The sequence below is a fragment of the Citrifermentans bemidjiense Bem genome, from assembly GCF_000020725.1.
GTDB lineage: Bacteria > Desulfobacterota > Desulfuromonadia > Geobacterales > Geobacteraceae > Geomonas > Geomonas bemidjiensis.
The window spans coordinates 3737436-3760238 of record NC_011146.1 but is presented as its reverse complement, the minus strand read 5'-3'; the positions used below and the strand labels follow the sequence as shown (position 1 = coordinate 3760238).

At 57.5% G+C, this 22803-nt stretch carries 23 protein-coding genes and 1 tRNA gene; 21 read left to right on the top strand and 3 right to left on the bottom strand.

The window, feature by feature from the left end; genetic code table 11:
• Positions 1 to 181: 181 nt before the first annotated feature.
• Positions 182 to 1372, bottom strand: coding sequence for a recombination-associated protein RdgC (rdgC, locus tag GBEM_RS16295; RefSeq protein ID WP_012531695.1), 1191 nt, complete (start codon positions 1370 to 1372; stop codon positions 182 to 184).
• A gap of 359 nt (positions 1373 to 1731) precedes the next feature.
• On the opposite strand from rdgC, the gene GBEM_RS16290 reads away from it, so the two are divergent.
• The 16 genes from GBEM_RS16290 (at position 1732) to GBEM_RS16215 (ending at position 16616) form a co-directional block, all read left to right on the top strand.
• Positions 1732 to 2013: a DUF503 domain-containing protein gene (locus GBEM_RS16290; protein ID WP_012531694.1), complete on the top strand. Its 282-nt coding sequence runs from the start codon at positions 1732 to 1734 to the stop codon at positions 2011 to 2013.
• 80 nt (positions 2014 to 2093) lie between these two features.
• Positions 2094 to 3308 carry an efflux RND transporter periplasmic adaptor subunit gene (locus tag GBEM_RS16285; protein ID WP_012531693.1) on the top strand — a complete coding sequence of 405 codons (1215 nt, stop codon included), beginning with the start codon at positions 2094 to 2096 and terminating at the stop codon, positions 3306 to 3308.
• Positions 3309 to 3310: 2 nt separating this feature from the next.
• On the top strand, positions 3311 to 4000 hold the full coding sequence (locus GBEM_RS16280) for an ABC transporter ATP-binding protein (protein ID WP_012531692.1): 690 nt from the start codon (positions 3311 to 3313) through the stop codon (positions 3998 to 4000).
• A complete protein-coding gene (locus GBEM_RS16275; RefSeq protein WP_012531691.1) occupies positions 4001 to 5167 on the top strand; it encodes an ABC transporter permease in 1167 nt (388 codons plus the stop codon).
• A gap of 202 nt (positions 5168 to 5369) precedes the next feature.
• Positions 5370 to 6527: an ABC transporter permease gene (locus GBEM_RS16270; RefSeq protein ID WP_012531690.1), complete on the top strand. Its 1158-nt coding sequence runs from the start codon at positions 5370 to 5372 to the stop codon at positions 6525 to 6527.
• 171 nt (positions 6528 to 6698) lie between these two features.
• A complete protein-coding gene (locus GBEM_RS16265; protein WP_012531689.1) occupies positions 6699 to 7442 on the top strand; it encodes a hypothetical protein in 744 nt (247 codons plus the stop codon).
• Between the two features lie 128 nt (positions 7443 to 7570).
• Positions 7571 to 8650: a prephenate dehydratase gene (gene pheA, locus GBEM_RS16260; protein ID WP_012531688.1), complete on the top strand. Its 1080-nt coding sequence runs from the start codon at positions 7571 to 7573 to the stop codon at positions 8648 to 8650.
• Positions 8651 to 8662: 12 nt separating this feature from the next.
• Positions 8663 to 9523: a prephenate dehydrogenase gene (locus GBEM_RS16255; protein ID WP_012531687.1), complete on the top strand. Its 861-nt coding sequence runs from the start codon at positions 8663 to 8665 to the stop codon at positions 9521 to 9523.
• A gap of 14 nt (positions 9524 to 9537) precedes the next feature.
• Complete coding sequence (gene aroA, locus GBEM_RS16250) at positions 9538 to 10827, top strand: 3-phosphoshikimate 1-carboxyvinyltransferase (RefSeq protein ID WP_012531686.1); 1290 nt, start codon at positions 9538 to 9540, stop codon at positions 10825 to 10827.
• On the top strand, positions 10824 to 11525 hold the full coding sequence (gene cmk, locus GBEM_RS16245; RefSeq protein ID WP_012531685.1) for a (d)CMP kinase: 702 nt from the start codon (positions 10824 to 10826) through the stop codon (positions 11523 to 11525). Before aroA ends, cmk begins: the two co-directional genes overlap by 4 nt.
• Before the next feature lie 2 nt (positions 11526 to 11527).
• On the top strand, positions 11528 to 12379 hold the full coding sequence (locus tag GBEM_RS16240) for a 4-hydroxy-3-methylbut-2-enyl diphosphate reductase (RefSeq protein ID WP_012531684.1): 852 nt from the start codon (positions 11528 to 11530) through the stop codon (positions 12377 to 12379).
• A gap of 68 nt (positions 12380 to 12447) precedes the next feature.
• Positions 12448 to 14202, top strand: a complete 1755-nt coding sequence (locus GBEM_RS16235) for a 30S ribosomal protein S1 (RefSeq protein WP_012531683.1) — start codon at positions 12448 to 12450, stop codon at positions 14200 to 14202.
• A 50-nt stretch (positions 14203 to 14252) separates the two neighbouring features.
• Complete coding sequence (locus GBEM_RS16230; RefSeq protein WP_012531682.1) at positions 14253 to 14534, top strand: integration host factor subunit beta; 282 nt, start codon at positions 14253 to 14255, stop codon at positions 14532 to 14534.
• A gap of 18 nt (positions 14535 to 14552) precedes the next feature.
• A tRNA-Leu gene (locus tag GBEM_RS16225) sits at positions 14553 to 14639 on the top strand.
• Positions 14640 to 14817: 178 nt separating this feature from the next.
• Positions 14818 to 16038 (top strand): tyrosine-type recombinase/integrase, encoded by a 1221-nt coding sequence (locus tag GBEM_RS16220; protein ID WP_012531681.1) that lies wholly within the window; start codon positions 14818 to 14820, stop codon positions 16036 to 16038.
• Between the two features lie 14 nt (positions 16039 to 16052).
• Positions 16053 to 16616: a hypothetical protein gene (locus GBEM_RS16215; RefSeq protein ID WP_012531680.1), complete on the top strand. Its 564-nt coding sequence runs from the start codon at positions 16053 to 16055 to the stop codon at positions 16614 to 16616.
• A gap of 134 nt (positions 16617 to 16750) precedes the next feature.
• On the opposite strand, the gene GBEM_RS22205 is transcribed toward GBEM_RS16215, so the two are convergent.
• Positions 16751 to 17056 (bottom strand): hypothetical protein, encoded by a 306-nt coding sequence (locus GBEM_RS22205; RefSeq protein ID WP_041262833.1) that lies wholly within the window; start codon positions 17054 to 17056, stop codon positions 16751 to 16753.
• On the opposite strand from GBEM_RS22205, the gene GBEM_RS16205 reads away from it, so the two are divergent.
• On the top strand, positions 17046 to 17393 hold the full coding sequence (locus tag GBEM_RS16205; protein ID WP_226373880.1) for an immunoglobulin domain-containing family protein: 348 nt from the start codon (positions 17046 to 17048) through the stop codon (positions 17391 to 17393). The genes GBEM_RS22205 and GBEM_RS16205 overlap by 11 nt on opposite strands.
• A 169-nt stretch (positions 17394 to 17562) precedes the next feature.
• Positions 17563 to 18204, top strand: a complete 642-nt coding sequence (locus GBEM_RS16200) for a hypothetical protein (RefSeq protein ID WP_012531677.1) — start codon at positions 17563 to 17565, stop codon at positions 18202 to 18204.
• Positions 18205 to 18211: 7 nt separating this feature from the next.
• Here GBEM_RS16200 and GBEM_RS22120 read toward each other — a convergent pair whose 3' ends face one another.
• Entirely contained in the window at positions 18212 to 18544 is a 333-nt protein-coding gene (locus GBEM_RS22120) for a helix-turn-helix domain-containing protein (RefSeq protein ID WP_012531676.1), read from the bottom strand.
• A gap of 179 nt (positions 18545 to 18723) precedes the next feature.
• Between GBEM_RS22120 and GBEM_RS16190 the strand changes: the two genes are divergently transcribed.
• From GBEM_RS16190 to GBEM_RS16180, 3 genes are read left to right on the top strand one after another with little or no spacing between them, the layout of a single operon-like run.
• Entirely contained in the window at positions 18724 to 20970 is a 2247-nt protein-coding gene (locus GBEM_RS16190; RefSeq protein WP_049762689.1) for an N-6 DNA methylase, read from the top strand.
• Positions 20971 to 21023: 53 nt separating this feature from the next.
• A complete protein-coding gene (locus GBEM_RS16185; RefSeq protein ID WP_041262830.1) occupies positions 21024 to 22388 on the top strand; it encodes a restriction endonuclease subunit S domain-containing protein in 1365 nt (454 codons plus the stop codon).
• Positions 22385 to 22801, top strand: a complete 417-nt coding sequence (locus tag GBEM_RS16180; protein WP_012531674.1) for a hypothetical protein — start codon at positions 22385 to 22387, stop codon at positions 22799 to 22801. Before GBEM_RS16185 ends, GBEM_RS16180 begins: the two co-directional genes overlap by 4 nt.
• Positions 22802 to 22803: the final 2 nt, after the last annotated feature.

Here is a 22803-nt window from a genome sequence, read left to right as displayed (position 1 = left end):
GGAGTTACAGGAGCTCCTCCCCCCGGAGGGGGGAGGTTGGGAGGGGGGATTGTGGCAGAACCGTCTTCCCCCTCCCTGTCCCTCCCCCTCCGGGGGAGGGGACGTCTAGGCCACCGAAGGGGGGAAACCTGGAGGCAAGGGGGACAGGCACCTTGCGGAGCCAGTCCCCTCACACCCGCCTCTACGCCAGCGACCCGTTGCAGAAGCTGCAGACGTTGAGCCACTTCTGGATCGCCTTCTCCTGCTCGACCCACTCGCTGCCGAGCCTTAACTGCAGGAAGGTGGCGAACACCGAATCGAAAAGCTGGGTCCCTTTCTCCAGTAGCATCATCCTCTCGAAGAAAACCGCCTCCCGCTCCATCGCCTCGTCCACGCTGCTGTCCTTTTCCAGCTTTACCGCCGGCGACTTGAAGGACGCCAGGTGGAAGAGCTCGCCCTTGAGCGTCAGCTTCCAGTGGTCGTCGCCGGTCTCAAGGTGCAGCGTCGCCTCGGTGATCTGCTTCTTGTTCAATAGCGCGCTTCTCACCTCGTTGAAGTGGTCCTGCGGCCCTGCGACCGTGATCTTCTGGGCGCCGTTTTCGCCGGAGCCTAACAGCACCACGCGGTCGTCCAGGTAGGCCACGAACGGTTCCTTCGCCAGCAGGATACCTTCCTGGTTGACGCTGTACTCGGAGGCCTCGTTCATGGTCTGGTACATGAGCCAGAGCATGAAGTCCGTGCCCAGCCACTGGTTCTCCTTGATCAGCTCCAAATAGTTGTCGCCGCCGGCCTTGTTGGCCTTTTTGAGGAGCACCAGGTTCCCTTCGTCCAGAACGTTCTCGGCGCGGGCGTAGGGGTGGAACGCGGAGACGCGAAGCCCTTCGAAGGTCTTCTTGAACTGCTCCTCGAAGAGTTCGATGACCTTCGGGGAAAGCGAGGTGAAGGTGAGGATGCCGCTTCTGGTGTCCCACACAGCGTCGTAGGTGGCCGGGGTCGGGAGCGTCTGCGAAAGGAGCATCGCCTGCACCGCTTCCTTCAGGTCCTCCCGCTTCTGCTTGGGGACCTTGGTGAAGCCGGGGTTCTCCGCGAGGAACTCGTCCTGCGCCTTCTCCAAGTGTGCCTTCAGGATGGCCGAGGGGACCGAGCGCTTGTCGCGGCGCAGGGTGAACATGAGGTAGTGCTCGCGGCAGCAGGCCGCGGGGGTCTCGAAGTCGCTTGCTTTCGGGTCGTCCAGGTGGACCCAGCCGATCGACATTTCTTCGCTTCCCTGGTCGATCGGATTGAAGCGGTTCGCCGCCAGTTGTTTGGTGACCCAGGTGTAGAGGTCCTGGGTCGGGAGTTCTCCCTGGACCTTGAAATGGCAGACGCTTACTGTGTTGGCGAGGATGCCCATCTTCTTCTCCTTCGGATTGTGCGTTTATCTAGTCCGCTTTAGCGGGACAGCATGGATACACCTTTTGCCGGTTGCGGGCAAGCCAAAACTAAAAGGCCAAACCCTCTGCCACGAAGAAAATCTGAGAGAAACAAAACCTAGGCGAGGGGGGTAAGGCGATATCCGTGCATGGCGCCCCGTTTTTGGCACTGCGCAGTTTAGCTTAAGTCGCGCCGGCAAGACAACAGTAACTAGATCGTTCGCGTCCCGTGCGCCAGTATACGCCCCCCTGCCTGCGCGCCCGGTATGGTAGAATCCTGAAGTTCGAATAGAAGGGGCTGTCAGATCTTCGCGGCCTGTTGAAGATGAAGGGGGGATACATGCATGTGGCACTGTTGCAGATGAGGCTGTTACTGCCAAGCCGCACGCTCAAAGAGAAGCGCGCCATCGTAAAGAGTGTGCTCTCCCGGGCGCGCAACCGGTTCAATGTCGCCTGTACTGAGAGCGAACTGCACGATCAGCCCATGGATGCCGAGCTTTGCTTCGTGACCGTCGCCCCCAGTGTTGCCCGCGCGAAGCAGATACTGCAGGAGCTCGAATCCTGGCTGGTATCTGAGCGTCCTGACCTGGAAGTAAGCGACGTGCAGGTGGAGGAGTTGTAGCCTCATTTGCACGCTATACAGTCCAGGCGAAATGTGTTAGCTTCCGCTCGTTATGATCTTGTAAACCGGGGTGAAACCGCATGGCACAGGACGACCTTAACAAGCTCACCATCGACAAAAAACGCTATTCCCCCGCAAGCGGCGGCAGCCCTTGGCGCTCAAGGATCATAGCGGCGTCGCTGGTGATCCTCCTCTGCTTGGCCCTTTTCGCCTGGGCCATGCGGCGCAGCGTCCAGGTCGAGGTCGCCACCGTCTCCCTGGTTTACCCTTCCCAGACTTTTTCCCTCTTGAACGCGAGCGGCTACGTGGTGGCGCAGCGAAAGGCCGCCGTCTCCTCCAAGGCAACCGGCCGCCTGGAATGGTTGGGGGTCCAGGAGGGGAGCGTGGTGCGGCAGGGGGAACTTCTGGCCCGTCTGGAAAACCGGGACGTCGCCGCGCAAAAGGGGCAGGCTGCGGCGAGCGTCTCTGCGGCCGAGAAGAACCTGGAGCAGGCCCGGGTGGAGCAAAAGGACGCTGCGCGCAACTTGGCGCGCATGAGGGAGCTCGTTTCCCAGGGGATCGTGGCGCAGGCCGATTACGATACGGCGGAGGCGCGTTACCAGCGCGCCGTTGCGTCGAGCGCCGCTGCCCAGGCGAATCTGAAGGGGGCTGCCAGCGCCCTGCAGGGGGCCGAGGCGTCGCTTGACTACACGTTGATCCGCGCCCCCTTCGACGGTGTGGTGCTCACCAAGAACGCCGACGTGGGGGATATCGTTTCCCCGCTTGCTGCCGCCGCCAACGCCAAGGCAGCCGTCGTCACCCTGGCCGACATGGGGTCCCTCGAAGTCGAGGCGGACGTATCCGAAGCGAACCTCGGCAAGGTGCGCGTGGGGCAGCCCTGTGAGATCCTCCTGGACGCCCTTCCCGAGGCGCGCTTTCGCGGGGCGCTGCAGACCATCGTCCCGACCGCCGACCGCAGCAAGGGGAGCGTCATGGTTAAGGTCCGCTTCCTGGACCAGGACAAACGCGTCCTTCCCGAGATGAGCGCGAAGGTAGCTTTCCTGGAGCGGGAGCTGAAGCCGGGAGAGGGAAGGCCGCGGATAGCGATCCCTCCCGCCGCGGTGGTCAAGCGCGACGGCAAGGAGTTCGTCTTCGTCGTCGCAGGCGACCGTGCGCGGCAGACCCCGGTCACACTGGGAGGGAAACTCGGGGACATGGTCGAGGTGGTTTCCGGCATCAAGGCGGGGGACCGCATTGCCACCAAGCCTCTGGATAAGCTCAAGGACCAAAGCCGCGTCAAGGCGGCGGAAAAATAGCCATGGCAGAATCCACCCCTCCCATCGTCCGCATCCGCAACCTTTCCAAGGGTTACCGCCGCGGCACCCAGGTCATCCCGGTTCTCACCGGCATCAACGTCGACATCGCCCAGGGAGAATTCGTCGCCCTCATGGGTCCCTCCGGCTCGGGAAAAAGCACCCTCCTCAATCTCATCGCCGGCATCGACACCGCCGATGAAGGCTCCATAACCATCGGAGAGGTGGAGATCACCCATCTGAGCGAGGGGGAACTGGCCCGCTGGCGCGCCGGCAACGTCGGTTTCATCTTCCAGTTCTACAACCTGATACCGGTCCTGACCGCCTTCGAGAACGTGGAGCTTCCCCTTTTGCTCACCCCCCTGAAAAGGCGCGAGCGGCGCGAGCATGTCGAGGCGGTCCTCTCCGTGGTGGGGCTTGCCGACCGGATGGATCACTACCCCTCTCAGCTCTCCGGCGGCCAGCAGCAAAGAGTCGCCATCGCGCGCGCCATCGTCACCGACCCCGAGATCCTGGTGGCCGACGAGCCGACCGGGGACCTCGACCGCGCCTCCGCCGAGGAGATCCTGCAGCTCATGGACCGCCTGGTCCACGAGTTCGGCAAGACCGTCATCATGGTCACCCACGACCCGCGTGCCGCCGAAAAGGCCCACCTCATCAGGCATCTCGAGAAGGGCGAGTTGAGCGTGAGCTAGATGGGGATCCCTTACTCCTACAGTTTCCGCAACCTTTGGACCCGGCGGCTCACCACCCTTCTCACTGCGAGCGGGATGGGGCTCGTCGTCTTCGTCTTCGCCGCCACCCTCATGCTCACCGAGGGGTTGCAAAAGACCTTGGTGCAGACCGGCTCTCCCGACAACGTGGTGCTGCTTAGAAAAGCTGCCGGCTCCGAGGTGCAAAGCGGCGTGGAGCGCTCCCAGGCGGCCCTTTTGGAGAGCCAGCCCGAGGTCGCCATCGGCGCCGACGGAGAGCCGCTCTTAGCCAAGGAAGTAGTGGTGCTGATCAACCTGAAAAAGCGGGTGGGGGACAAGCCTTCCAACGTCGTCATCAGGGGGGTGACCCCGACTTCGCTCAAGCTGCGTCCCGCCATCCGGCTCAAGGAGGGGCGCATGCCGCGGTCCGGTTCCGCCGAAGTAATCGCCGGCGAGAGCATAGCCCGGCGCTTCAAGGGGGGCGGGCTGGGAGAAACCATCAGGTTCGGGATGAGGGACTGGCGGGTTGTCGGCGTCTTCGACGCAGGTTCCACCGGCTTTTCCTCCGAGATCTGGGGGGACGCCGACCAGTTGATGCAGGCCTTCCGGAGGCAAGCCTACTCCTCCATCATCTTCCGGTTGCGGGACTCCACCGCTTTCGATTCCTACAAGGCGCGGGTGGAGAGCGACCCGAGGCTTACCGTCGAGGCCAAGCGCGAGACCCAGTATTACCTGGACCAGTCCGAGGCGATGTCCAAGTTCCTCAACATACTCGGGATGGTGTTGACCGTGGTCTTTTCCATAGGCGCCGTGATCGGGGCGACCATCACCATGTACGCCGCCGTCGCCAACCGCGTCACCGAGATCGGGACTTTACGCGCTTTAGGGTTCCAGAGGAAGAGCATCCTCTCCGCCTTCATCGTCGAGGCGCTTTTTCTGGGGCTTTGCGGCGGGGGGCTGGGGCTCTTTGCCGCGAGCTTCATGCAGCTCATCACCATTTCCACCATGAACTGGGCCTCCTTCTCCGAGCTGGCCTTTTCCTTCACGCTCAACTTTTCCATCGTGTGGAAGTCGTTGCTTTTTTCCGCCGTAATGGGGCTAGTGGGAGGCACCCTCCCGGCGTTCCGTGCCTCGCGGATGAATATCGTGGAAGCTCTGAGGGCAACATAGGGGCAAACCGAAAACCGTTAACAAGGAGGACATCTGAGGACTTCTGAGACGACAAAAACAGGAGAGATTCTTTTTTATGTTTTTCTCTCAAGGTTGTAGTTTCATTATGTTACAGGATGTTAGGTTCTCTCAAGCCTTTGCTTTTACTCAGACGTCCTCAGATTTTCTCCTTGTTAATGGTTTGGTTTTTTGAGGGTTTTTGATGTTCATGCTGAAATACATCATACGGAACCTCTTCCGGCACAAGCTCCGCTCGGTGTTGACGGTGGTCGGCGTCGCCGTCGCTGTACTCGCCTTCGGGCTTTTGCGCACCCTGGTCGGGCTTTGGTATGCCGGCGCGGAGCACGCTTCGGACACGCGGCTCGTCACCCGCAACGCCATCTCGCTCGTCTTCCCGCTCCCCATCTCCTACCTGGACCGCATCCGCGGCGTCTCCGGGGTGAGTTCGGTCTCCTACGGCAACTGGTTCGGGGGGATCTACATCGAGGAGAAGAACTTCTTCGCCAACTACGCCGTCGAGCCGCGCACCTACCTGGCCCTCTACCCCGAGCTCGTCCTCTCGGAGAAGCAGAAGAACGACTTCATCCTCGACCGCAAGGGGTGCATCGTCGGAGAACGGCTGGCGAAGACCTACGGCTGGAAGGTGGGGGATCTCATCACCCTCAAAGGGACCATCTTTCCTGGCAACTGGGAGTTCGTGCTGCGCGGGATCTACCACGGCGCCGAGAAGGCGACCGAGGAGCGGCTGCTTCTTTTCCACTGGAGCTACCTGAACGAGAGCGTGCGCCAGAGCTTCCCCAGCAGGGCCGACCAGGTCGGGTTCTTCATGATCGGAGTGAAGCGCCCGGAGCTCGCCCCCGAGGTTTCCCTTGCCGTCGACTCCATGTTCAAGAACTCCCTGGCCGAGACCTTGACCGAGACCGAGAAGGCTTTCCACATGGGGTTCATCGCCATGACCGAGGCGATCATGGTGGCGATCCAGATCGTCTCCTACATGGTCATCGCCATCATCATGGTGGTCGCGGCCAACACCATGGCGATGACGGCGCGCGAGCGGATCGGCGAGTACGCGACCTTGAAGACGCTGGGTTTCAAGGCGGGGCATCTGGCGGGGCTCATCTTCGGCGAGTCCGTCGCCATCTCCGTTTTGGGTGGCGTCTTGGGAGTGGCGGCAACCTTCCCCGTTGCCCACTGGATCGAGGTGGAGCTCACCCAGTACTTCCCGTTTTTCAGCGTCTCCATGGAGACCCTGCTGCTGGAGTTGCTGGCCGCCCTTTCCGTCGGAGTCGTCTCCGGGATTTTCCCCACCTGGCGCGGCGCCACCATCCGCATCGCCCAGGGACTGAAGCGTATAGGCTAACCCCCTAAACCTCTAACAAGGAGAACATCTGAGGACGTCTGAGTAAAAGCAAAGACTTGAGAAAACCAAAGATTAGTTTCTCTCAAGATTCTGTTTATCCTCAGATTTTCTCAGAAGTTCTCCTTGTTAAAGGTTTTCGGTTTTGTTTTTCTCGTCTTCTAGGAGGTTTAATTGAGATTCATCCGCATGCCCCACGACCGCATCGTCTACCTGCTGCTCCTCGTCTCCGTCGCCCTCTACCTCATGGATTACTTCCTCTTCGGCCGAATGGGCGAGATCGGCTTCGGCTTCATGTCCAACGTCGCCTTCCTCCCGGTCTACGTCCTCTTCGTCACCCTCATGATCGAGCGGGTCTTGAGGGAGCGCGAGCGCGAGGCGATGATCAAGAAGCTCAATATGGTGATCGGCATCTTCTTCAGCGAGGTCGGCACGCAGCTTTTGCGGGACTTCCTCGAGTTCTTTACAGACGGACAGGGCCTTAGGGGAAAGCTCAACGTCACCGTGCGCTGGCGCGAGGAGGACTACCGCGCCGCACGCGACTTCATCAAAAGCCATGAGATCCGTCTCGACGCGCGCCTTGGGGACCTCCCCCGCCTGAAAGAGTTCCTCTCGGAGAAGAAGGGGGTGATGCTCTCGCTCATGGAGAACCCGAACCTCCTGGAGCACGAGTCCTTCACCGACCTGCTCTGGGCCGTCTTCCACCTGATCGAGGAACTGCAGGCGCGCCAATCCTTAGCCTCCCTCCCCGCGAGCGACCTGGAACACCTGGCAGGAGACATGAAAAGGGCTCACAACCATCTCCTCATCGAGTGGCTCTCGTACATGGCCCACCTGCAAAAGGATTACCCCTATCTCTTTTCGCTGGCCGTCCGGATGAACCCGATGAACCCGCAGGCGCATGCCGAGGTGGCCTGAGCCGGGTTAAAAAAGTCAGAAAAAAGTTGCATATTTGCATCCGGTGTCTTATAAATATCAGCCTCGCTGAATGCCGCATCAGACTCGTGTAAAGCCACTATCCCCCTCCTGAAAGGTGACCGAACGCTTTGAAAGAAAAGCAGACCCTGGAAAAACTCCGTCAGGAAATAGATACCGTCGACGACCATATCCTCGACCTTTTGAACCAGCGGGCCAAGCTGGTGATGGAGGTCGGCGCGGTCAAGGCCAAAAGCCACAGCGATTTCCACGTCCCCAGCCGGGAGAGGGAGATCTACGAACGCCTCACCGCGCAGAACCCGGGCCCCTTCCCGTCGGACGCTGTGCGCGGCGTATTCCGCGAGATCATCTCGGCTTCGCTCGCGCTGGAAAAACCCCTGAACGTCGCCTTCCTCGGACCGAGCGCCACCTTCAGCCACCTGGCTGCCATGCAGCACTTCGGCCTTTCGGCCTCGCTTTCCCCGGAGCGCTCCATCCCCGCCGTCTTCGAGGCGGTGGAGAAGGGTGAGGCATACTACGGCGTGGTGCCGGTGGAAAACACCACCGAGGGGATGATCTCCCACACGCTGGACATGTTCATGGAGAGCGAGCTGAAGATCAACGCCGAGGTGCTCCTGGAGGTTTCCCACTTCCTCCTTTCCCGCACCGGGCGCTTCGAGGACATCAAAAAGGTCTACTCGCACCCGCAGCCCTTGGCCCAGTGCCGCAAGTGGCTCGCCGAGAACCTCCCCAACGTGCCGCTGGTCGACGTCGCCTCCACCACGCTCGCGGCGCAGATCGTGTCCGAAGACTACACCGCCGCGGCCATCGCCAGCGAATACGCTTCCTCCATCTACAACCTCAAGGTGGTCAAGGCCCGCATCGAGGACCAGGTCAACAACTTCACCCGCTTTTTGGTCATCGGCCGCAAGATGGCCGACAAAAGCGGAGACGACAAGACCTCGCTCATGTTCTCGGTTCGCGACGAGCCCGGCATCCTGCACCGGATGCTGGAGCCTTTCGCCCAGCGCGGCATCAACCTCTCCAAGATCGAATCCCGCCCCCTGAAGCGCAAGGCCTGGGAATACATCTTCTACCTCGACCTGTCCGGCCACATCTCCGATCTGGAAGTCGCCGATGCGGTCAAGGAACTTTCCGTCTGCTGTCAATTCGTCAAGGTGCTGGGCTCCTACCCCCGGGCGCGTTCATGAGGGAGAGCTAGCATGGTGGTATTCAATCGGATGGCCGTGATCGGCGTCGGACTGATCGGGGGCTCGCTTGCCCGCATACTGCGCGAGAAGGGTGCGGTAAAGGAAGTGGTCGGGATCGGCCGCGGCGAGGAGAACCTGAAGCGCGGCGTCGAATTGGGGGTCCTGGACCGCTACACCACCGATGCCAGGGAAGGCGTTGCCGGAGCCGATCTGGTCTTCGTGGCGACGCCGGTCTGTTCCATCCCCAAGGTGGTGGCCGAGATCGCACCGTTTTTGGCGCCGGGCTGCATCGTGACCGACGGCGGGAGCGTGAAGGAATTCGTGGTCGAGGCGTGCGAACCGCTCATGCCCGAAGGGACCTTCTTCGTCGGGGGACACCCGATTGCCGGGACCGAGCACTCCGGGGTCGAGGCATCCTTCTCGACGCTGTACCAGGGGAAGCGCTGCATCGTAACGCCGACCGCCAAGACCAATGCCGCGGCGCTGGATAAGGTGGTGGAACTCTGGAAGATAGCCGGCTCCTCGGTACCGCTCATGGACCCGGTCCAGCACGACCGCGTCGTCGCCGCGATCTCGCACCTGCCGCACATGGTTGCCTATTCGCTGGTCAACGCCGTCGACGGTTACGACCGTTTCGGCGGGGATCTTTTATCCTTCTCCGCCGGCGGTTTCCGGGACTTCACCCGCATCGCCTCGTCCGACCCCGTCATGTGGCGCGACATTGCGCTCACCAACCGCGACGCCATCCTGGAGATGATGGATTTCTTCTCCGGGTACCTGGAAACGCTGCGCGGTCTGGTCGCGGAAGGTGACGGCGAAGGGCTCCGCAGCTTCTTCCTGAACTCGAAAGAAAAGCGCGACGCCATTTTGTAGAACCAGGGGTACTCATGCAAAACTATACCGTTCGACCCGCCAAGTCGGTGCGCGGCGAAATCAGCGTCCCCGGCGACAAGTCCATATCGCACCGCTCCATCATGTTCGGCTCCATCGCCTCCGGCGTCACCACGGTGACCGGTTTCCTCCGTGGCGAGGACGCCCTGGCCACCCTCGAAGCCTTCCGGGCCATGGGAGTGCAGATCGATGACGACGGCGAGACGGTCACCATTCAGGGACGGGGGCTGCACGGACTGAGCGAGCCTACCGACGTCCTCGACTGCGGCAACTCCGGGACCTCGATGCGCCTTTTGACCGGCCTGCTTGCCGGGCAGAACTTCTTCTCTGTCCTCTCCGGAGACAAGTACCTGCGCGCCCGTCCCATGAAGCGCGTGGTTGGGCCTTTGGCCCAGATGGGCGCCCGCATCTCGGGGCGCGCCGGCGGCGAAAAGGCCCCCCTTGCCATCCAGGGCTCTAAACTGAAAGGGATCGAATACGACTCCCCCGTTTCCAGCGCACAGGTCAAGTCGGCCATCATGCTGGCAGGGCTTTACGCCGGAGGCGAAACGGTGGTGCGCGAGCCGCATCTCTCCCGCGACCATTCGGAGCGGATGCTGCGCGCTTTCGGCGCCCATGTCGAAACCTTCCCGGGCGGCGTCAAGGTGCGGGGCGGGGCGGAACTTACCGGACGCGACATCGTGGTGCCGGGCGACATCTCCTCGGCCGCCTTCTTCCTGGTCGCAGGGCTCATCGTCCCGGGTTCAGATCTCCTCATCCGCGGCGTCGGCGTCAACCCGACCCGTACCGGCATCATCGATGTGCTGAAGGGTATGGGGGGCGACCTGGAACTTATAAACCAGCGCGACGAATCGGGGGAGCCGGTCGCCGACATCCGGGTGCGCCACTCGAAACTCACCGCCATGGAGATCTCCGGAGACGTAGTGCCCCGCGCCATCGACGAGTTTCCCGCCATCTGCGTCGCCGCTTCGCTGGCACAAGGGACCACCGTGGTGCGCGACGCCGCGGAACTCCGCGTCAAAGAGACCGACCGCATCTCCGCCATGGCCGACAACCTGAAGCGCGCGGGGGTCAGCATCGTCGAGACCCCGGACGGCATGGAGATCACCGGCGTTTCCTCTTTAAAGGGATGCGCCGCCGACAGTTTCGGTGACCACCGGATCGCCATGTCCATGATGGTCGCCGGGCTCGTCGCCCAGAATGAGACCAGCGTTTCGGACGTCGAGTGCATCGCCACCTCGTTCCCCGGCTTCGTCAACCTCCTTGAGGGGGTGGTGCAGCGGTGAGCGCAGTAAGGGAAAACGGAGTAATCGTAGCCATAGACGGCCCGTCCGGGGCCGGCAAAAGCAGCCTCACCAAGCTCCTCGCCAAACGTCTGGGGTATATCCACATCGACACCGGCGCCATGTTCCGCGCCGTGGCCCTTTCGGCCCAGCGCGCCGGCATCAAGAGCGACGACGACGCGGGACTGGCCGAACTTTGCCGCGGCCTTGAGATCGCTTTTGCCCGCGACGGCGAAACCTGCCGGGTACTCGCCAACGGCGAGGACGTATCCACGAAGATCAGGACCGAGGAGATCGGGCTTTTGACCTCGACCATCTCGGCCAGGAAGCCGGTGCGCCAGGCGCTTTTGGAAATGCAGCGCAAGATGGGGGCCAAGGGGGGCGTGATCCTGGAAGGTCGCGACATCGGCACCGTGGTTTTTCCCGATGCCGAGGTGAAGTTCTTTCTCTCTGCCAGCGCCGAGGAGCGCGGCCGTCGCCGTTACCTGGAACTTGCCGCCCGCGGCGAGAGCGCGACCCTCGAAGAGACCATAGCCAAGGTGATCCAGCGCGACCGGCAGGACGAGGGGCGCGAACACGCTCCACTTAAGCAGGCGCAAGACGCCGTCCCCATCGATTCCACCAGCCTCACCATCGAGCAGGTCCTGGAACTGATGGAAAGTACCGTGAAAGAGCGCCTGGCCCAAGGCGATAAGGGGTAATCATGCAAGTGATATTGGCCAAGCACGCCGGGTTTTGCTTCGGCGTCAAAAGGGCTACGCAACTGGCATTCCAAGCAGCCAACATCGGGAGCGAAACCTACACGCTCGGGCCTATCATCCACTCGCCGCAGGTAGTGCAAAGGCTTGAGGAGATGGGCGTGATACCGGTCGATAACGTGAGCGAGGTGGAGACCGGGGGCACCATCATCATCCGTTCCCACGGCGTCGCAGCCGAGGAACTGGAAGCCGCAGTTCGTGCCAACCTCGAGGTGGTCGACGCCACCTGCCCCTTCGTCAAGAAAGCGCAGGAGCATGTGGCGACTCTATCCAAAGAAGGGTACGACATCGTGGTGGTGGGGGACGCGGTGCACCCCGAGGTGCAGGGAATCGTCTCCTACGCTGCCGGGAGGGTGTACGTGGTCAGCTCCCATAAAGACGTGGAGCGCCTCCCGCGCATGTCGAAGATCGGCGTCGTGGCCCAGACTACTCAGTCGTTCGAGCATCTGCACGAAGTCGTCGCCGCCTGCCTTGCCAGGGGAGGGGAGGCCCGGGTCTACAACACCATCTGCGACGCCACGGCGGTCAGGCAGGAGGAGGCCAAGAAACTTGCCGGCGCGGTGGACTGCATGGTGGTGATCGGCGGCTTCAATTCCGCCAACACCATGAGGCTCGCCCAGATCTGCCTGGAGCTTTTGCCCCGCACCCACCACGTCGAGACCGCCAGCCAGATCGACGAGCAGTGGTTCAAGGGGGTGAAGAAGGTCGGAGTCACGGCCGGCGCCTCCACGCCGAAATGGATTATCGATGAAGTGATCGATCGTATTTCGGCGATAGATAAAGATAAAATAAGTTGATTTTTCTCGACGATGTGCTAAATTAGCCCGATTTTATATGGAGATTACACGAGGGGGTACACGTTTCAATGGGTGACGAAAAAAGGACGTTCAAGAAAAAAGATATGCCTATCAGGCGGTTACACGATAATGACGAGGAGCTGGATCAGGCCGAAATGGGTGGCGAGTTTGCCGACCTTTTCCAGGACAGTCTGAGGCAGCCGCAGAGCGGCGAGGTAGTTAAGGCCGTCGTGGTCCAGATCGAGCAGGACGTGGTGCTCGTGGACGTCGGTTACAAGTCCGAAGGCGCTATCCGCATCGGCGAGTTCATCGACGAGAACGGCGAACTCAACGTCAAGGTCGGTGACGAAGTAAACGTTTACTTCGAGCGCGGCGAGAACATCCGCGGCCACATGGTCCTCTCGAAGAAGAAAGCCGATTCCCAGGTTGCCTGGGAGACCATCGCCGCAGCCGGCGAGGGTGGCGTTATCGAAGGCAAGATCACCGGCAAGGTGAAGGGCGGCATGACCGTCGACGTCGGCGTCGAGGCATTCCTTCCGGCGTCCCAGGTTGACCTCCGTCCCGGCGGCAACATGGATCGCTTCGTCGGCCAGACCTACCAGTTCAGGATCCTGAAACTGAACAGGAAGCGCGGCAACCTGGTTCTTTCCCGTCGCGTGCTGCTCGAAGAAGAGCGCGACAAGGCAAGGACCGAGACCCTGGCGACCCTGAAGGAAGGCGACATCGTCAACGGCGTGGTCAAGAACATCGCCGAGTACGGCGCGTTCGTCGACCTGGGCGGTGTAGACGGCCTGCTGCACGTAACCGACATGTCCTGGGGCCGCCTCGGCCACCCCTCCGAGATGGTCAAAGTGGGCGACACCCTGAACGTGATGGTTCTCAAGTACGACCGCGAGAAAGGGAAGATCTCCCTCGGCCTCAAGCAGACCGTGCCCGATCCCTGGCTCAACGTCGGCGATCGCTACAAGGAAGGCGAGAGGGTGAGCGGCAAAGTCGTGAGCCTGACCGACTACGGCGCGTTCATCTCCCTGGAAGACGGCATCGAAGGTCTGGTGCACGTTTCCGAAATGTCCTGGACCAGGAGGGTGCGTCACCCGTCCGAGATCCTCAAGGTCGGAGAGGAAGTCGAAGCAGTCATCCTGGGCGTCGATCCGGGCAACCGCAGGATCTCCCTGGGGCTCAAGCAGACCGAGATCAACCCCTGGACCGTGATCGGGGAGCGTTACCCGGTAGGCACCAAGATCGAAGGTCAGATCAAGAACATCACCGACTTCGGCGTCTTCATCGGCATCGAAGACGGCATCGACGGCCTGGTGCATGTCTCCGACATCTCCTGGACCCGCCGCGTGAAGCACCCGGGCGAGATGTTCGCCAAAGGGCAGACCGTGCAGGCAGTCGTTCTCAACATCGACGTCGAGAACGAGCGTCTCTCCCTGGGCATCAAGCAGCTGGCAGCCGATCCGTGGGAAGAGATCCCCAGGAAGTACCGTCCGGGTTCCAAGGTCAAAGGGCGCGTCACCTCCGTGACCGACTTCGGTATCTTCGTCGAGATCGAAGAAGGGATCGAAGGCCTGATCCACGTTTCCGAGATCTCCTACGAGAAGGTCGCCTCCCCGAAAGACTTCGCCAACGTGGGCGATGAGCTTGAGGCAGTAGTGCTGAACGTGGACATGGTCGAGAAGAAGATCGCCCTTTCCATCAAGGCGCTGCAGACCGCCATGGAGAAGGCAGAGATGGCCTCCTACATGGGTAGCCAGGGTGAGGCCACCTCCAGCTTCGGCGACCTGCTGAAAGAGAAGCTGAAGAAGAACACCGAGGAATAGAACCAGTCACTTCGCCGACTGATTAATTTAATAGTAATTGAGGTATGCAAATGACAAAGAGCGAACTGATCGACAAGCTGGTTGAAGTACGTGGCGTGCTGACCCGCAAGGACTCCGAAGCCGTCGTTTCCATGGTGTTCGACGCCATGAGCGAGGCGCTCACCAATGGAGACAAGGTAGAGATCCGCGGTTTTGGGAGTTTCACCATCAGGGATCGCGAGCCGCGCGAGGCAAGGAACCCGAAGAGCGGCGAGATCGTCAGCATCCCGTCCAAGAAGACCCCGTTTTTCAAGACCGGCAAGGATCTTAGGGAGCGGGTGAACAACCTGTAGCAAAAGAAGACCGGATCGGCCCGGATGGCGGAATTGGTAGACGCAAGGGACTTAAAATCCCTCGTCTGAAAGGACGTGCCGGTTCGACCCCGGCTCCGGGCACCACGTAAGGCTTTAATCGAATATTAAGCAGTCCAAGAGGCTCTGAGAAATCAGGGCCTTTTCTGTTTCTAGCGTCCGATGTGGTGTGATTTGGGGTATTGACATCCGGGGGTATTGGGGGTATTTCTGTGGCTATGATACCCCCTTGTCTTTCTGTATACCCCCAGCTGGAGGCGAAACCATGGCTCTGACTGATGTTAAGGTGCGAAATGCAAAACCTGGAGAGAAGCAGGCAAAGCTATCCGATGGCGACGGCATGTATCTGCTGGTCACACCGCAAGGTGGAAAATGTTGGCGGTTAAAGTATCGGATTGCCGGGAAAGAAAAAGTCCTGGCGCTAGGCACATATCCCGAAATCTCCCTTTCAGAGGCTAGGGAACGGAAAGACGCAGCCAGGAAGCTCATTGCCAATGGGCATGATCCTGGTGAGGTAAAGAAGGCACAGAAGGCAGCTAAGACTGCTGAAGCTGAAAACACCTTTCAGGCGGTTACGCAGGAGTGGCATGGCCGCTTCAAATCGCAATGGTCGGAAAAGCATGCTGAGCAGATCCTGAGACGCCTGGAACTCGATGTTTTCCCATGGCTTGGTACACGTCCGGTTGGCGAGATCAAAGCTCCTGAATTGTTGGCGGTTTTGCGTCGGATAGAGATGCGGACTCTTGAGACCGCCCATCGGGTGCGAATTGCTTGCAGCCAAGTATTCCGATATGCCGTCGCGACCGGTCGCGCCGAACGTGACCCTGTTGCTGACCTTAAGGGGGCGCTGCCGCCGGTCAAGAACAATCACTTTGCAGCGCTGACCGATCCGAAAGCTGTTGCACCGCTCTTACGGGCAATTGACGGGTTTGAAGGATCTTTCGTAGTCAAATGTGCCTTGAAGTTAGCCGCTCTCACTTTCGTTCGACCTGGTGAATTACGGCATGCTGAATGGTCAGAGATCGATCTGGAAGCTGCGAGGTGGGAGATCCCTGCGGAACGCATGAAAATGAAAGTTGCCCACCTTGTGCCGCTTTCCACGCAAGCCGTCGACATCCTGAAGGAACTCCACCCTTTGACTGGATCAGGGACGTACGTATTCCCATGTCACCGTTCTCCGCTTCGCTGTATGAGTGAGAACGCAGTCAACGCAGCTCTTCGACGGATGGGCTTTGAAAAGTCGGAGATCACCGGCCATGGCTTCCGTGCAATGGCGCGGACCATCCTTGATGAGGTGCTGCATGTTAGGCCGGACTTCATCGAACATCAGCTAGCTCATGCCGTGAAAGATCCTTTGGGGCGTGCTTACAACCGTACCAGCCATCTCGCTGAGCGGCAAAAGATGATGCAAACTTGGGCTGATTTCCTTGATGGCCTTAAAACCGGCGCAAAGGTGCTTCCGTTTCAACGAAATGTCAGCCAGTAAGGCCGGGTGATTCGATGGAAGAAAAAGGACTGTGCTCGCTGATTATCAAGACTTTCGAAGGGGAGTGTCCCCTCGATCCTGAATCGGAGGCCGGAACGACTCGGCTCGCAGGCATCAATGCCAGCATTAGGAGGCAGATAGCTGCTGGTTATTTTGACGATGTTGTTTCTCTTCTTCAATCCGAAAGGATCGGTTATTTCGACACCGCAACCTGGAATTGCCTTGCGGAACATCTTGCAGGACGGCTGCACAAAAAGAGGGGTGCCAAGAACAAACTGACCTATTATCGTGATGAATTGATTACCCTCAAAGTCATGGAATTGGTTCTGGAGGGTAAGACGGTGACGGAAGCCATTGCCATTGTCGAAAATATCATTGGCTGTGATATGGGCTTCAAGGCCATCGAGGCAATTTATTACTCTAACAGAAATGTTTTTGCAGGTGCGCAAACTGGTGAAGGATCATTGACCCTGGAGCAAGTGAGACAGTGGGGCATAGAAGCCCAGTTGCAGGAAAATGAGCAGCGAAAGCGTCGCGGCGACAAAATGATGTTCTTCTTCTCTTCTGACCTAAAATGATCTTCGCTAGTCCCCCTCCCTAAAATATTTATATCTCTTTTTATTAGGGTTACACCAGCCTCAGACAAAACTATAACGGACCAAGCAATCCAACGAAATGCAAGGAGGTCCGTTATGTCTCTCCCCAAAACCGGCTATGTCCGGCTTTCCCAGATCCTTGGCAATCCCAAGGCAAATCCGCCGATACCTGCCATCATCCCTGTGAGCAAGTCAACTTGGTGGGCGGGGGTTAAATCTGGAAGGTATCCCGCCCCGGTGCGCCACCTTGGTCCGAGAATTACAGCCTGGAGGGCGGAAGATATCCGAGCCTTCATCGAAAGCCCCTCCAACAACCACCACGGCGAGTAGCTCATGAGTAGAGCCAAACGGTCAAAAGACAATCCGAAATTGCCGCCGTTCGTGGCGATGACCTGGGAGGTGCTGAACTCTATGGCGTACATAGACTTGCCTCCTTCCGCAGCGAAGGCACTTCCTTACTTTTATGGTAAGTATGGTAGGAAATTCAAAGTCGTCCTTTATGGAAAACGTGGCGATCACAACATTGCAGGCGACTTCGAGTTTTCTTATGAAGAGGCGGTTAGGCTCGGGTTTGCCAAGAGAACTTTTGCCCGCGTGATTGATGAGCTAATAGAGAAAGGCTTTATTGAAATGGCCGGGTATGGCGGTCTACGCGGTTTCTGCAAATCGTATAACAAGTTCAGGCCGTCTTATCGGTGGCAGCGGTACGGCCAGCCAGATTTTGAGGCAGTGCCACGCTACCCCTCAGAACTGGCGTAAGGAATGGCTATATATAGAAATGCGTTCAAAAGTGGCCGTGGCCAGCATGGCCAGATTTACTCTGTAGGTGCAAAAATGGCATCTGTGAGAATCCCAAAGTTCCTGTACCAATGCCAAAACTGAACTGAAACTGATGCCAAAACTGAACTTGACCAACGGGAGGCACAAGATGGCACATGATAAGGTAAAAAAGGGAGGGGCTGCTCCAAGGCAAAGAAAGTTTCTATGTGCTTACGGGGAGAGTTCGACGTTCAACATATCCGAGGCTTGCAAAGCCGCAGGCATTGGCCGGAGAACATTTTATAACTGGCTCACTGACGATTCCAAGTTCAAGACAGACTTTGAGGAACTGACCGAGTCCAGGCTGGATGCTATTGAATCCGCACTGCACAGTAGAGCCGTCATCGAGAAGGACACCACTGCCCTCATCTTCCTGGCTAAGACGCTCCTAAAGGACCGGGGGTACATAGAGGGTAGAGGGGCCATAGGAGAGAACGCTCCCATAGTAAGAGAGGTGATTGACGAAGTCATTGCCGGGAGCTGCACTGTTGAGATGGCGGCTCTGAGGATAGCTAGGGAAGGCAAGCCGCTCCCAAAGGTGTTGGAGATAATGCTTACAAAGCCAGATCTTGGCAACCATGAAGAGGAGTCTCCTCCGATCTCCGATGAAGAACTGGAGGAAAAGTACCAGGCGGCGTTACGTCAGGTCGCTGAACAGAGGGACAAATTTGTCCCTCAGCGCAGGGAGGAGGTTGTTGCCCTGAAGGAGGTTCTGCGTGATCAGGATTCGTTTAAACCTGGGGGGGAATAGGGGGCTATCACGCTTTTTGCCGTTGCGGAATGTCTGCTCTGGCGTTTCCAAGTACCCTGTTCAGCACAGCCATAGAGGTCTCGACATCGGCGACATCTGTGTCACTCAGCACCAGAAGGCCCCGATGTAGGAAAAGCTCAGCAATAGGTACGGTCAGTGCGTTCGCAATGCCAACCAGGGAATCCAGGCTCGGATTCCCGGTTCCCCTTTCAATCTCCCCTACGAACTTATAGCTTAAATCGGCATGCTCCCCTAATTCTTCTTGGCTCCAACCCCTCACTTTTCTTAGCGTCCGAACGTTATCCCCTAAAAGTTGTCTAATCGCTACCGGGTTTTTCATGGTGGGAATTATATGTGCCTTATCTCTGGCGGAAAACCCTCCATATGTGCTAAGGTCTAGTCGTTTTGCCACATATAGGTGCTAAGTTGTGGCGTTGATGACCAATAACGGTGCTGGAACGCATCCCTCCCCATTTTGTCGGAGGGATGCGCCAAAAACACCGGCAATAGGGAGATGTTGTGTCGGCCTTAACTATTCACACATTAGCTTCAATTTTTCGAGACGAGAAGGCGGCATTAAGCCTCACCCTTTTTAGCCAGGAGGATATTTCTACCATAGAGGGAGGCGTCTTCGACAAGAATGGAAAGGCGTATATCAAATGCTTGGTCTTAGGGAAGGAGAAACAGGCTAAACCGGAAGAGATCGTTCGCCAGCTTTGGTTGTACCGGCTAATTCATAACTATAACTATCCGGTGTCCCGAGTCACAGTCGAGTACCCTATCACATTTGGCCGTGACACAAGCAAACGTGCAGACATTGTGGTCTTTGACAAGGACCGGCCAACAGTTCCATATCTCATTGTCGAAGTGAAGAAGACAAAGTTGAAGGAGGGGAAAGAGCAACTTAAATCCTATTGCCATGCGACGGGTGCCCCGCTAGCCTTGTGGTCTGACGGCTCTCTTGTGACTTTCTGGCATCGCAAAAATCCGAATTACTTCGTCGAAATTCCTGAGATTCCATCCGCCTCCCAAACTATCGAGGAGGTGGCTGAAACCCCATGGAACATCAAGACCCTTCTGTTATTCGAACAGCAAAGGGAGCAGGACCTCCACCATACCCGTTCTTTGCGCGACCTTATTCTGGATATGGAAGACGAGGTTTTGGCAAACGCCGGAGTTGACGTATTCGAAGAGGTTTTTAAGCTGATCTTCACAAAGCTGTACGACGAGCTTACGGTCTACTCTGGGCGGCACAAGTACCTTCGCTTCCGCAACACCAATACTGCCAGTGAATTGCGTGATCGAATCCAGGCTCTCTTTGAGGAGGCTTGCGACAGATGGGAAGGGGTATTCCCTCCCGGAGACCGACTCCGCTTAACCGCTGACCATTTACAGGTCTGCATAGGCTCGTTAGAAAAATACAAACTTTTCAATTCCAACCTCGATGTCATCGACGAGGCATTTGAATATCTGGTCAGTAAGTCATCAAAGGGTGAGAAAGGGCAATATTTCACTCCTCGTTGGGTTATTGATATGTGTGTGAAGATGCTGAACCCGCAGGTTGATGAAAGTATGATCGATACCGCCTGCGGGTCTGCTGGATTCACAATGCACGCCATTTTTAAAGTCTGGCGCGACATCCTTGACCGTGAAGGGCTTGCTGCTTCCCACCTATTCACGATGGAGCGCAAGCCGGAAGCTTGTTACGATTACGTGCGAGAAAAGGTCTTCGCCATCGATTTTGACGAGAAGAGCGTCCGTGTTGCCCGCTGCCTCAATCTCATAGCTGGCGATGGTCAGACAAACGTCATGCACCTCAATACCCTTGATTGGAAGAAGTGGGATGAAACCGTCAAAGAGGAAAATTGGAACGATACTTATAACCAGGGATGGAAGAAGCTCCGCAAGCTGTTGATCGATCCGAAAGGGAAGGATTACCGCGCCTTTGGCTTTGATCTCCTAATGGCCAATCCCCCTTTTGCAGGTGACATCAAGCAGAGCGACATGCTTTCTCTCTACGAAATGGGACACAAGGAGAACGGCAAGGCAGAGTCTAAAGTCGGTCGTGATCTTCTCTTTATAGAGCGTAACCTTGACTTTCTCCGCCCCGGCGGTCGAATGGCGATAGTCCTCCCCCAAGGACGATTCAATAACGCCGGTGACAAGCGGATACGACGCTACATCGCCGAACATTGCCGGATTCTCGCGGTGGTTGGCCTCCATCCCAATACCTTCAAGCCTCACACGGGCATCAAAACGAGTGTGCTGTTCGTGCAAAAATGGAACGAAGACCCTACAGCGGGGCTCCTTTGCCCTAGGGTGGATGATTATAATATCTTCTTTGCTACGCAGAAGCTGCCGTCCAAGGATTCCTCCGGTGACAAGATCTACGTAACCAAGCCGGTCGTTTCGATTTTCGAGGAAGGCAACCCTAACGGAGAAAGTAAGCTCGTAAAATACGACCACGATGATTTCCTGAAGAGGTATGGCAGCATCAAAGCAGCTACGGTTTATCAGTTCCGGGTGAACGGCAAGAAGAAACGAATGAGCCTGGAGGAAATTGAAGAGCAGTACGGCGGTCTGGCGAATGTTGAAAAACCCATGAATATGGTCATGCCGATTGAATCCAAGGAACTTGTCCGGGATACCCACGGCCATTGGATTGTGCAGCATGACCTGTTCAATCACGAGGGACTCACGCAAAATGGTGTAGCTGAGGCGTTCATCGAATTCGCCAAGAAGGAGGAGTTGAATTTTTTTCCCTAAGCCCCTTTGACGAGGCCCGTTACCGGGGCTTGCTGGAGGGGCTGGAGGCAGTAGTGATACGTTTCTCTGAGCTGGAGCGTACTCTGCGAGTCGATGCAGAGTATTTCAGCAAATCGCGTATTGATGCTGCAAAGCGTCTGGACCAAATCCATACAGAAGCACTAGATCGCGTAGCCGACATCTCAGACGGAAACCATTTCAGTATCAGTGAAGAGTTCCAGGAAGAAGGAATCCCGTATTATCGAGGGCAAGACGTCACCGGGCATTTTTATATTGAGCAGTCACAGCCGGTCTTTATTCCGCAGAAAGCCTTTTCGGTGTCGCACATGTTGCGGTCTCACCTGCACAAGGGTGATGTGCTGCTATCCATTGTTGGCACCATTGGGGAGTTAAGCCTTGTCAGCTCTGAGTCAGATGCAACTTGTAGTTGTAAGCTAGCAATACTACGTCCTCAAACGGTTAAACCGGGTTACTTGGCTGTTTTCCTCAAGTCTAGATACGGGCAAGATCAAATCCATCGTCTCAAGCGGGGAGCCGTGCAAATGGGGTTGCTGCTGGAGGATATGGATCAACTACGCATCCCCCGTTTTTTGGGTAAGTTGGAGATCGCTGTAGAAAGGGCCGTTGAAAAGGCAAAAAACGCGCTCGATAACAGCTTCAATCTCTACCGTCAGGCCGAGGAAATCCTTCTCCGCACTCTCGGTCTTGAAGACTGGACGCCGCCGGAGCCGCTGACATATGAGCGCAATGCCAGCGAAACATTAACCGCTGGACGGCTGGATTCTCAATATTTCAGTCCACGGGTGCAAACCCTGATACAAATTCTCAGCCGAGATAACCTGAGCGTCGGCGATGTGGCGCGTCTTCGCAAAGAATATTTCATTCCATCCCGGCATGAAACCTTCGAGTACATCGAAATCGGCGGTGTTACGGCCAGCGGCGAAGTCAATAGTTCCAGCGTTCCCGCCGACGAGACGCCGGACCGCGCCACTTGGCATGTTCGTAGTGGAGATGTCATTACCTCCACCGTCCGCCCAATTAGACGCCTGAGTGCCGTCATCTACCCGGAACAGGATGGTTTTGTCTGCTCGTCCGGATTTGCAGTGCTCGAACCCTATCGTGCGTTCTCTGAACTTTTGCTGGTCTATCTACGCCTGCCGGTTATCGCTGAATTGATGGACTTGCACACTACGGCTTCAATGTACCCGGCTATTTCTGTACCAGATATTTTGAAACTGCCTTTTGTTCAACCGTCATCGGATGTAGCTGAAGAGGTTGCAAAGCTTGTACGCGATTCACACGCCGCACGCAAACAGGCCCATGCTCTGCTGGCGCGAGCCAAGTGGGCCGTGGAGATTGCCATAGAGGACAACGAAGCGGTGGGGCTCACTTTCCTTCAAAATGGAGGGTATCAATGACCAATCCAGAAATCATCGTCAACCTTTGGTACTACGTAGATGAAAATCAACAGTTTATCTCTGCTCTTGCCGGTCGGGCATACATCGCCGAGGGAAGCGATGAAGAAAAGACCTCGTTGTTGAGACACCTTGCGGGTACGGATTATCCCTTGGCTGTTCATCGTCCTGTTCCTGATCGATACGTAACCGATTTTGTGGATAGAGCGCGTCCGGGTATAGCCCAATTCTCGGAACTAGATAATCCAGCAACTCAGCTGTTTGAAGAAGTGTACCAATTTATCGAACTTGAATTGGCACAGATGGCTGAAAAGCAGAACTGGCCGGTAGACTTCAAAATTCCCGAGAATCCTCTTTACGTTATGACCGCTCTCTATCGAGATGACTTTGGGGAGGTCCACGTTTTGGGAGCTTGACA

Excerpts from the sequence above, each read along its gene's own strand:
- GBEM_RS16235 (WP_012531683.1), top strand. The coding sequence starts at position 12,448 with ATGGGTGACGAAAAAAGGACGTTCAAGAAAAAAGATATGCCTATCAGG.
- GBEM_RS22120 (WP_012531676.1), bottom strand. The coding sequence starts at position 18,544 with ATGAAAAACCCGGTAGCGATTAGACAACTTTTAGGGGATAACGTTCGG.
- GBEM_RS16230 (WP_012531682.1), top strand. The coding sequence starts at position 14,253 with ATGACAAAGAGCGAACTGATCGACAAGCTGGTTGAAGTACGTGGCGTG.
- GBEM_RS16200 (WP_012531677.1), top strand. The coding sequence starts at position 17,563 with ATGGCACATGATAAGGTAAAAAAGGGAGGGGCTGCTCCAAGGCAAAGA.
- rdgC (WP_012531695.1), bottom strand. The coding sequence starts at position 1,372 with ATGGGCATCCTCGCCAACACAGTAAGCGTCTGCCATTTCAAGGTCCAG.
- GBEM_RS16290 (WP_012531694.1), top strand. The coding sequence starts at position 1,732 with ATGCATGTGGCACTGTTGCAGATGAGGCTGTTACTGCCAAGCCGCACG.
- aroA (WP_012531686.1), top strand. The coding sequence starts at position 9,538 with ATGCAAAACTATACCGTTCGACCCGCCAAGTCGGTGCGCGGCGAAATC.
- GBEM_RS16215 (WP_012531680.1), top strand. The coding sequence starts at position 16,053 with ATGGAAGAAAAAGGACTGTGCTCGCTGATTATCAAGACTTTCGAAGGG.
- GBEM_RS16240 (WP_012531684.1), top strand. The coding sequence starts at position 11,528 with ATGCAAGTGATATTGGCCAAGCACGCCGGGTTTTGCTTCGGCGTCAAA.
- GBEM_RS22205 (WP_041262833.1), bottom strand. The coding sequence starts at position 17,056 with ATGTACGCCATAGAGTTCAGCACCTCCCAGGTCATCGCCACGAACGGC.
- GBEM_RS16180 (WP_012531674.1), top strand. The coding sequence starts at position 22,385 with ATGACCAATCCAGAAATCATCGTCAACCTTTGGTACTACGTAGATGAA.
- GBEM_RS16280 (WP_012531692.1), top strand. The coding sequence starts at position 3,311 with ATGGCAGAATCCACCCCTCCCATCGTCCGCATCCGCAACCTTTCCAAG.
- GBEM_RS16255 (WP_012531687.1), top strand. The coding sequence starts at position 8,663 with ATGGTGGTATTCAATCGGATGGCCGTGATCGGCGTCGGACTGATCGGG.
- GBEM_RS16275 (WP_012531691.1), top strand. The coding sequence starts at position 4,001 with ATGGGGATCCCTTACTCCTACAGTTTCCGCAACCTTTGGACCCGGCGG.
- GBEM_RS16220 (WP_012531681.1), top strand. The coding sequence starts at position 14,818 with ATGGCTCTGACTGATGTTAAGGTGCGAAATGCAAAACCTGGAGAGAAG.
- GBEM_RS16285 (WP_012531693.1), top strand. The coding sequence starts at position 2,094 with ATGGCACAGGACGACCTTAACAAGCTCACCATCGACAAAAAACGCTAT.
- GBEM_RS16205 (WP_226373880.1), top strand. The coding sequence starts at position 17,046 with ATGGCGTACATAGACTTGCCTCCTTCCGCAGCGAAGGCACTTCCTTAC.
- GBEM_RS16270 (WP_012531690.1), top strand. The coding sequence starts at position 5,370 with ATGTTCATGCTGAAATACATCATACGGAACCTCTTCCGGCACAAGCTC.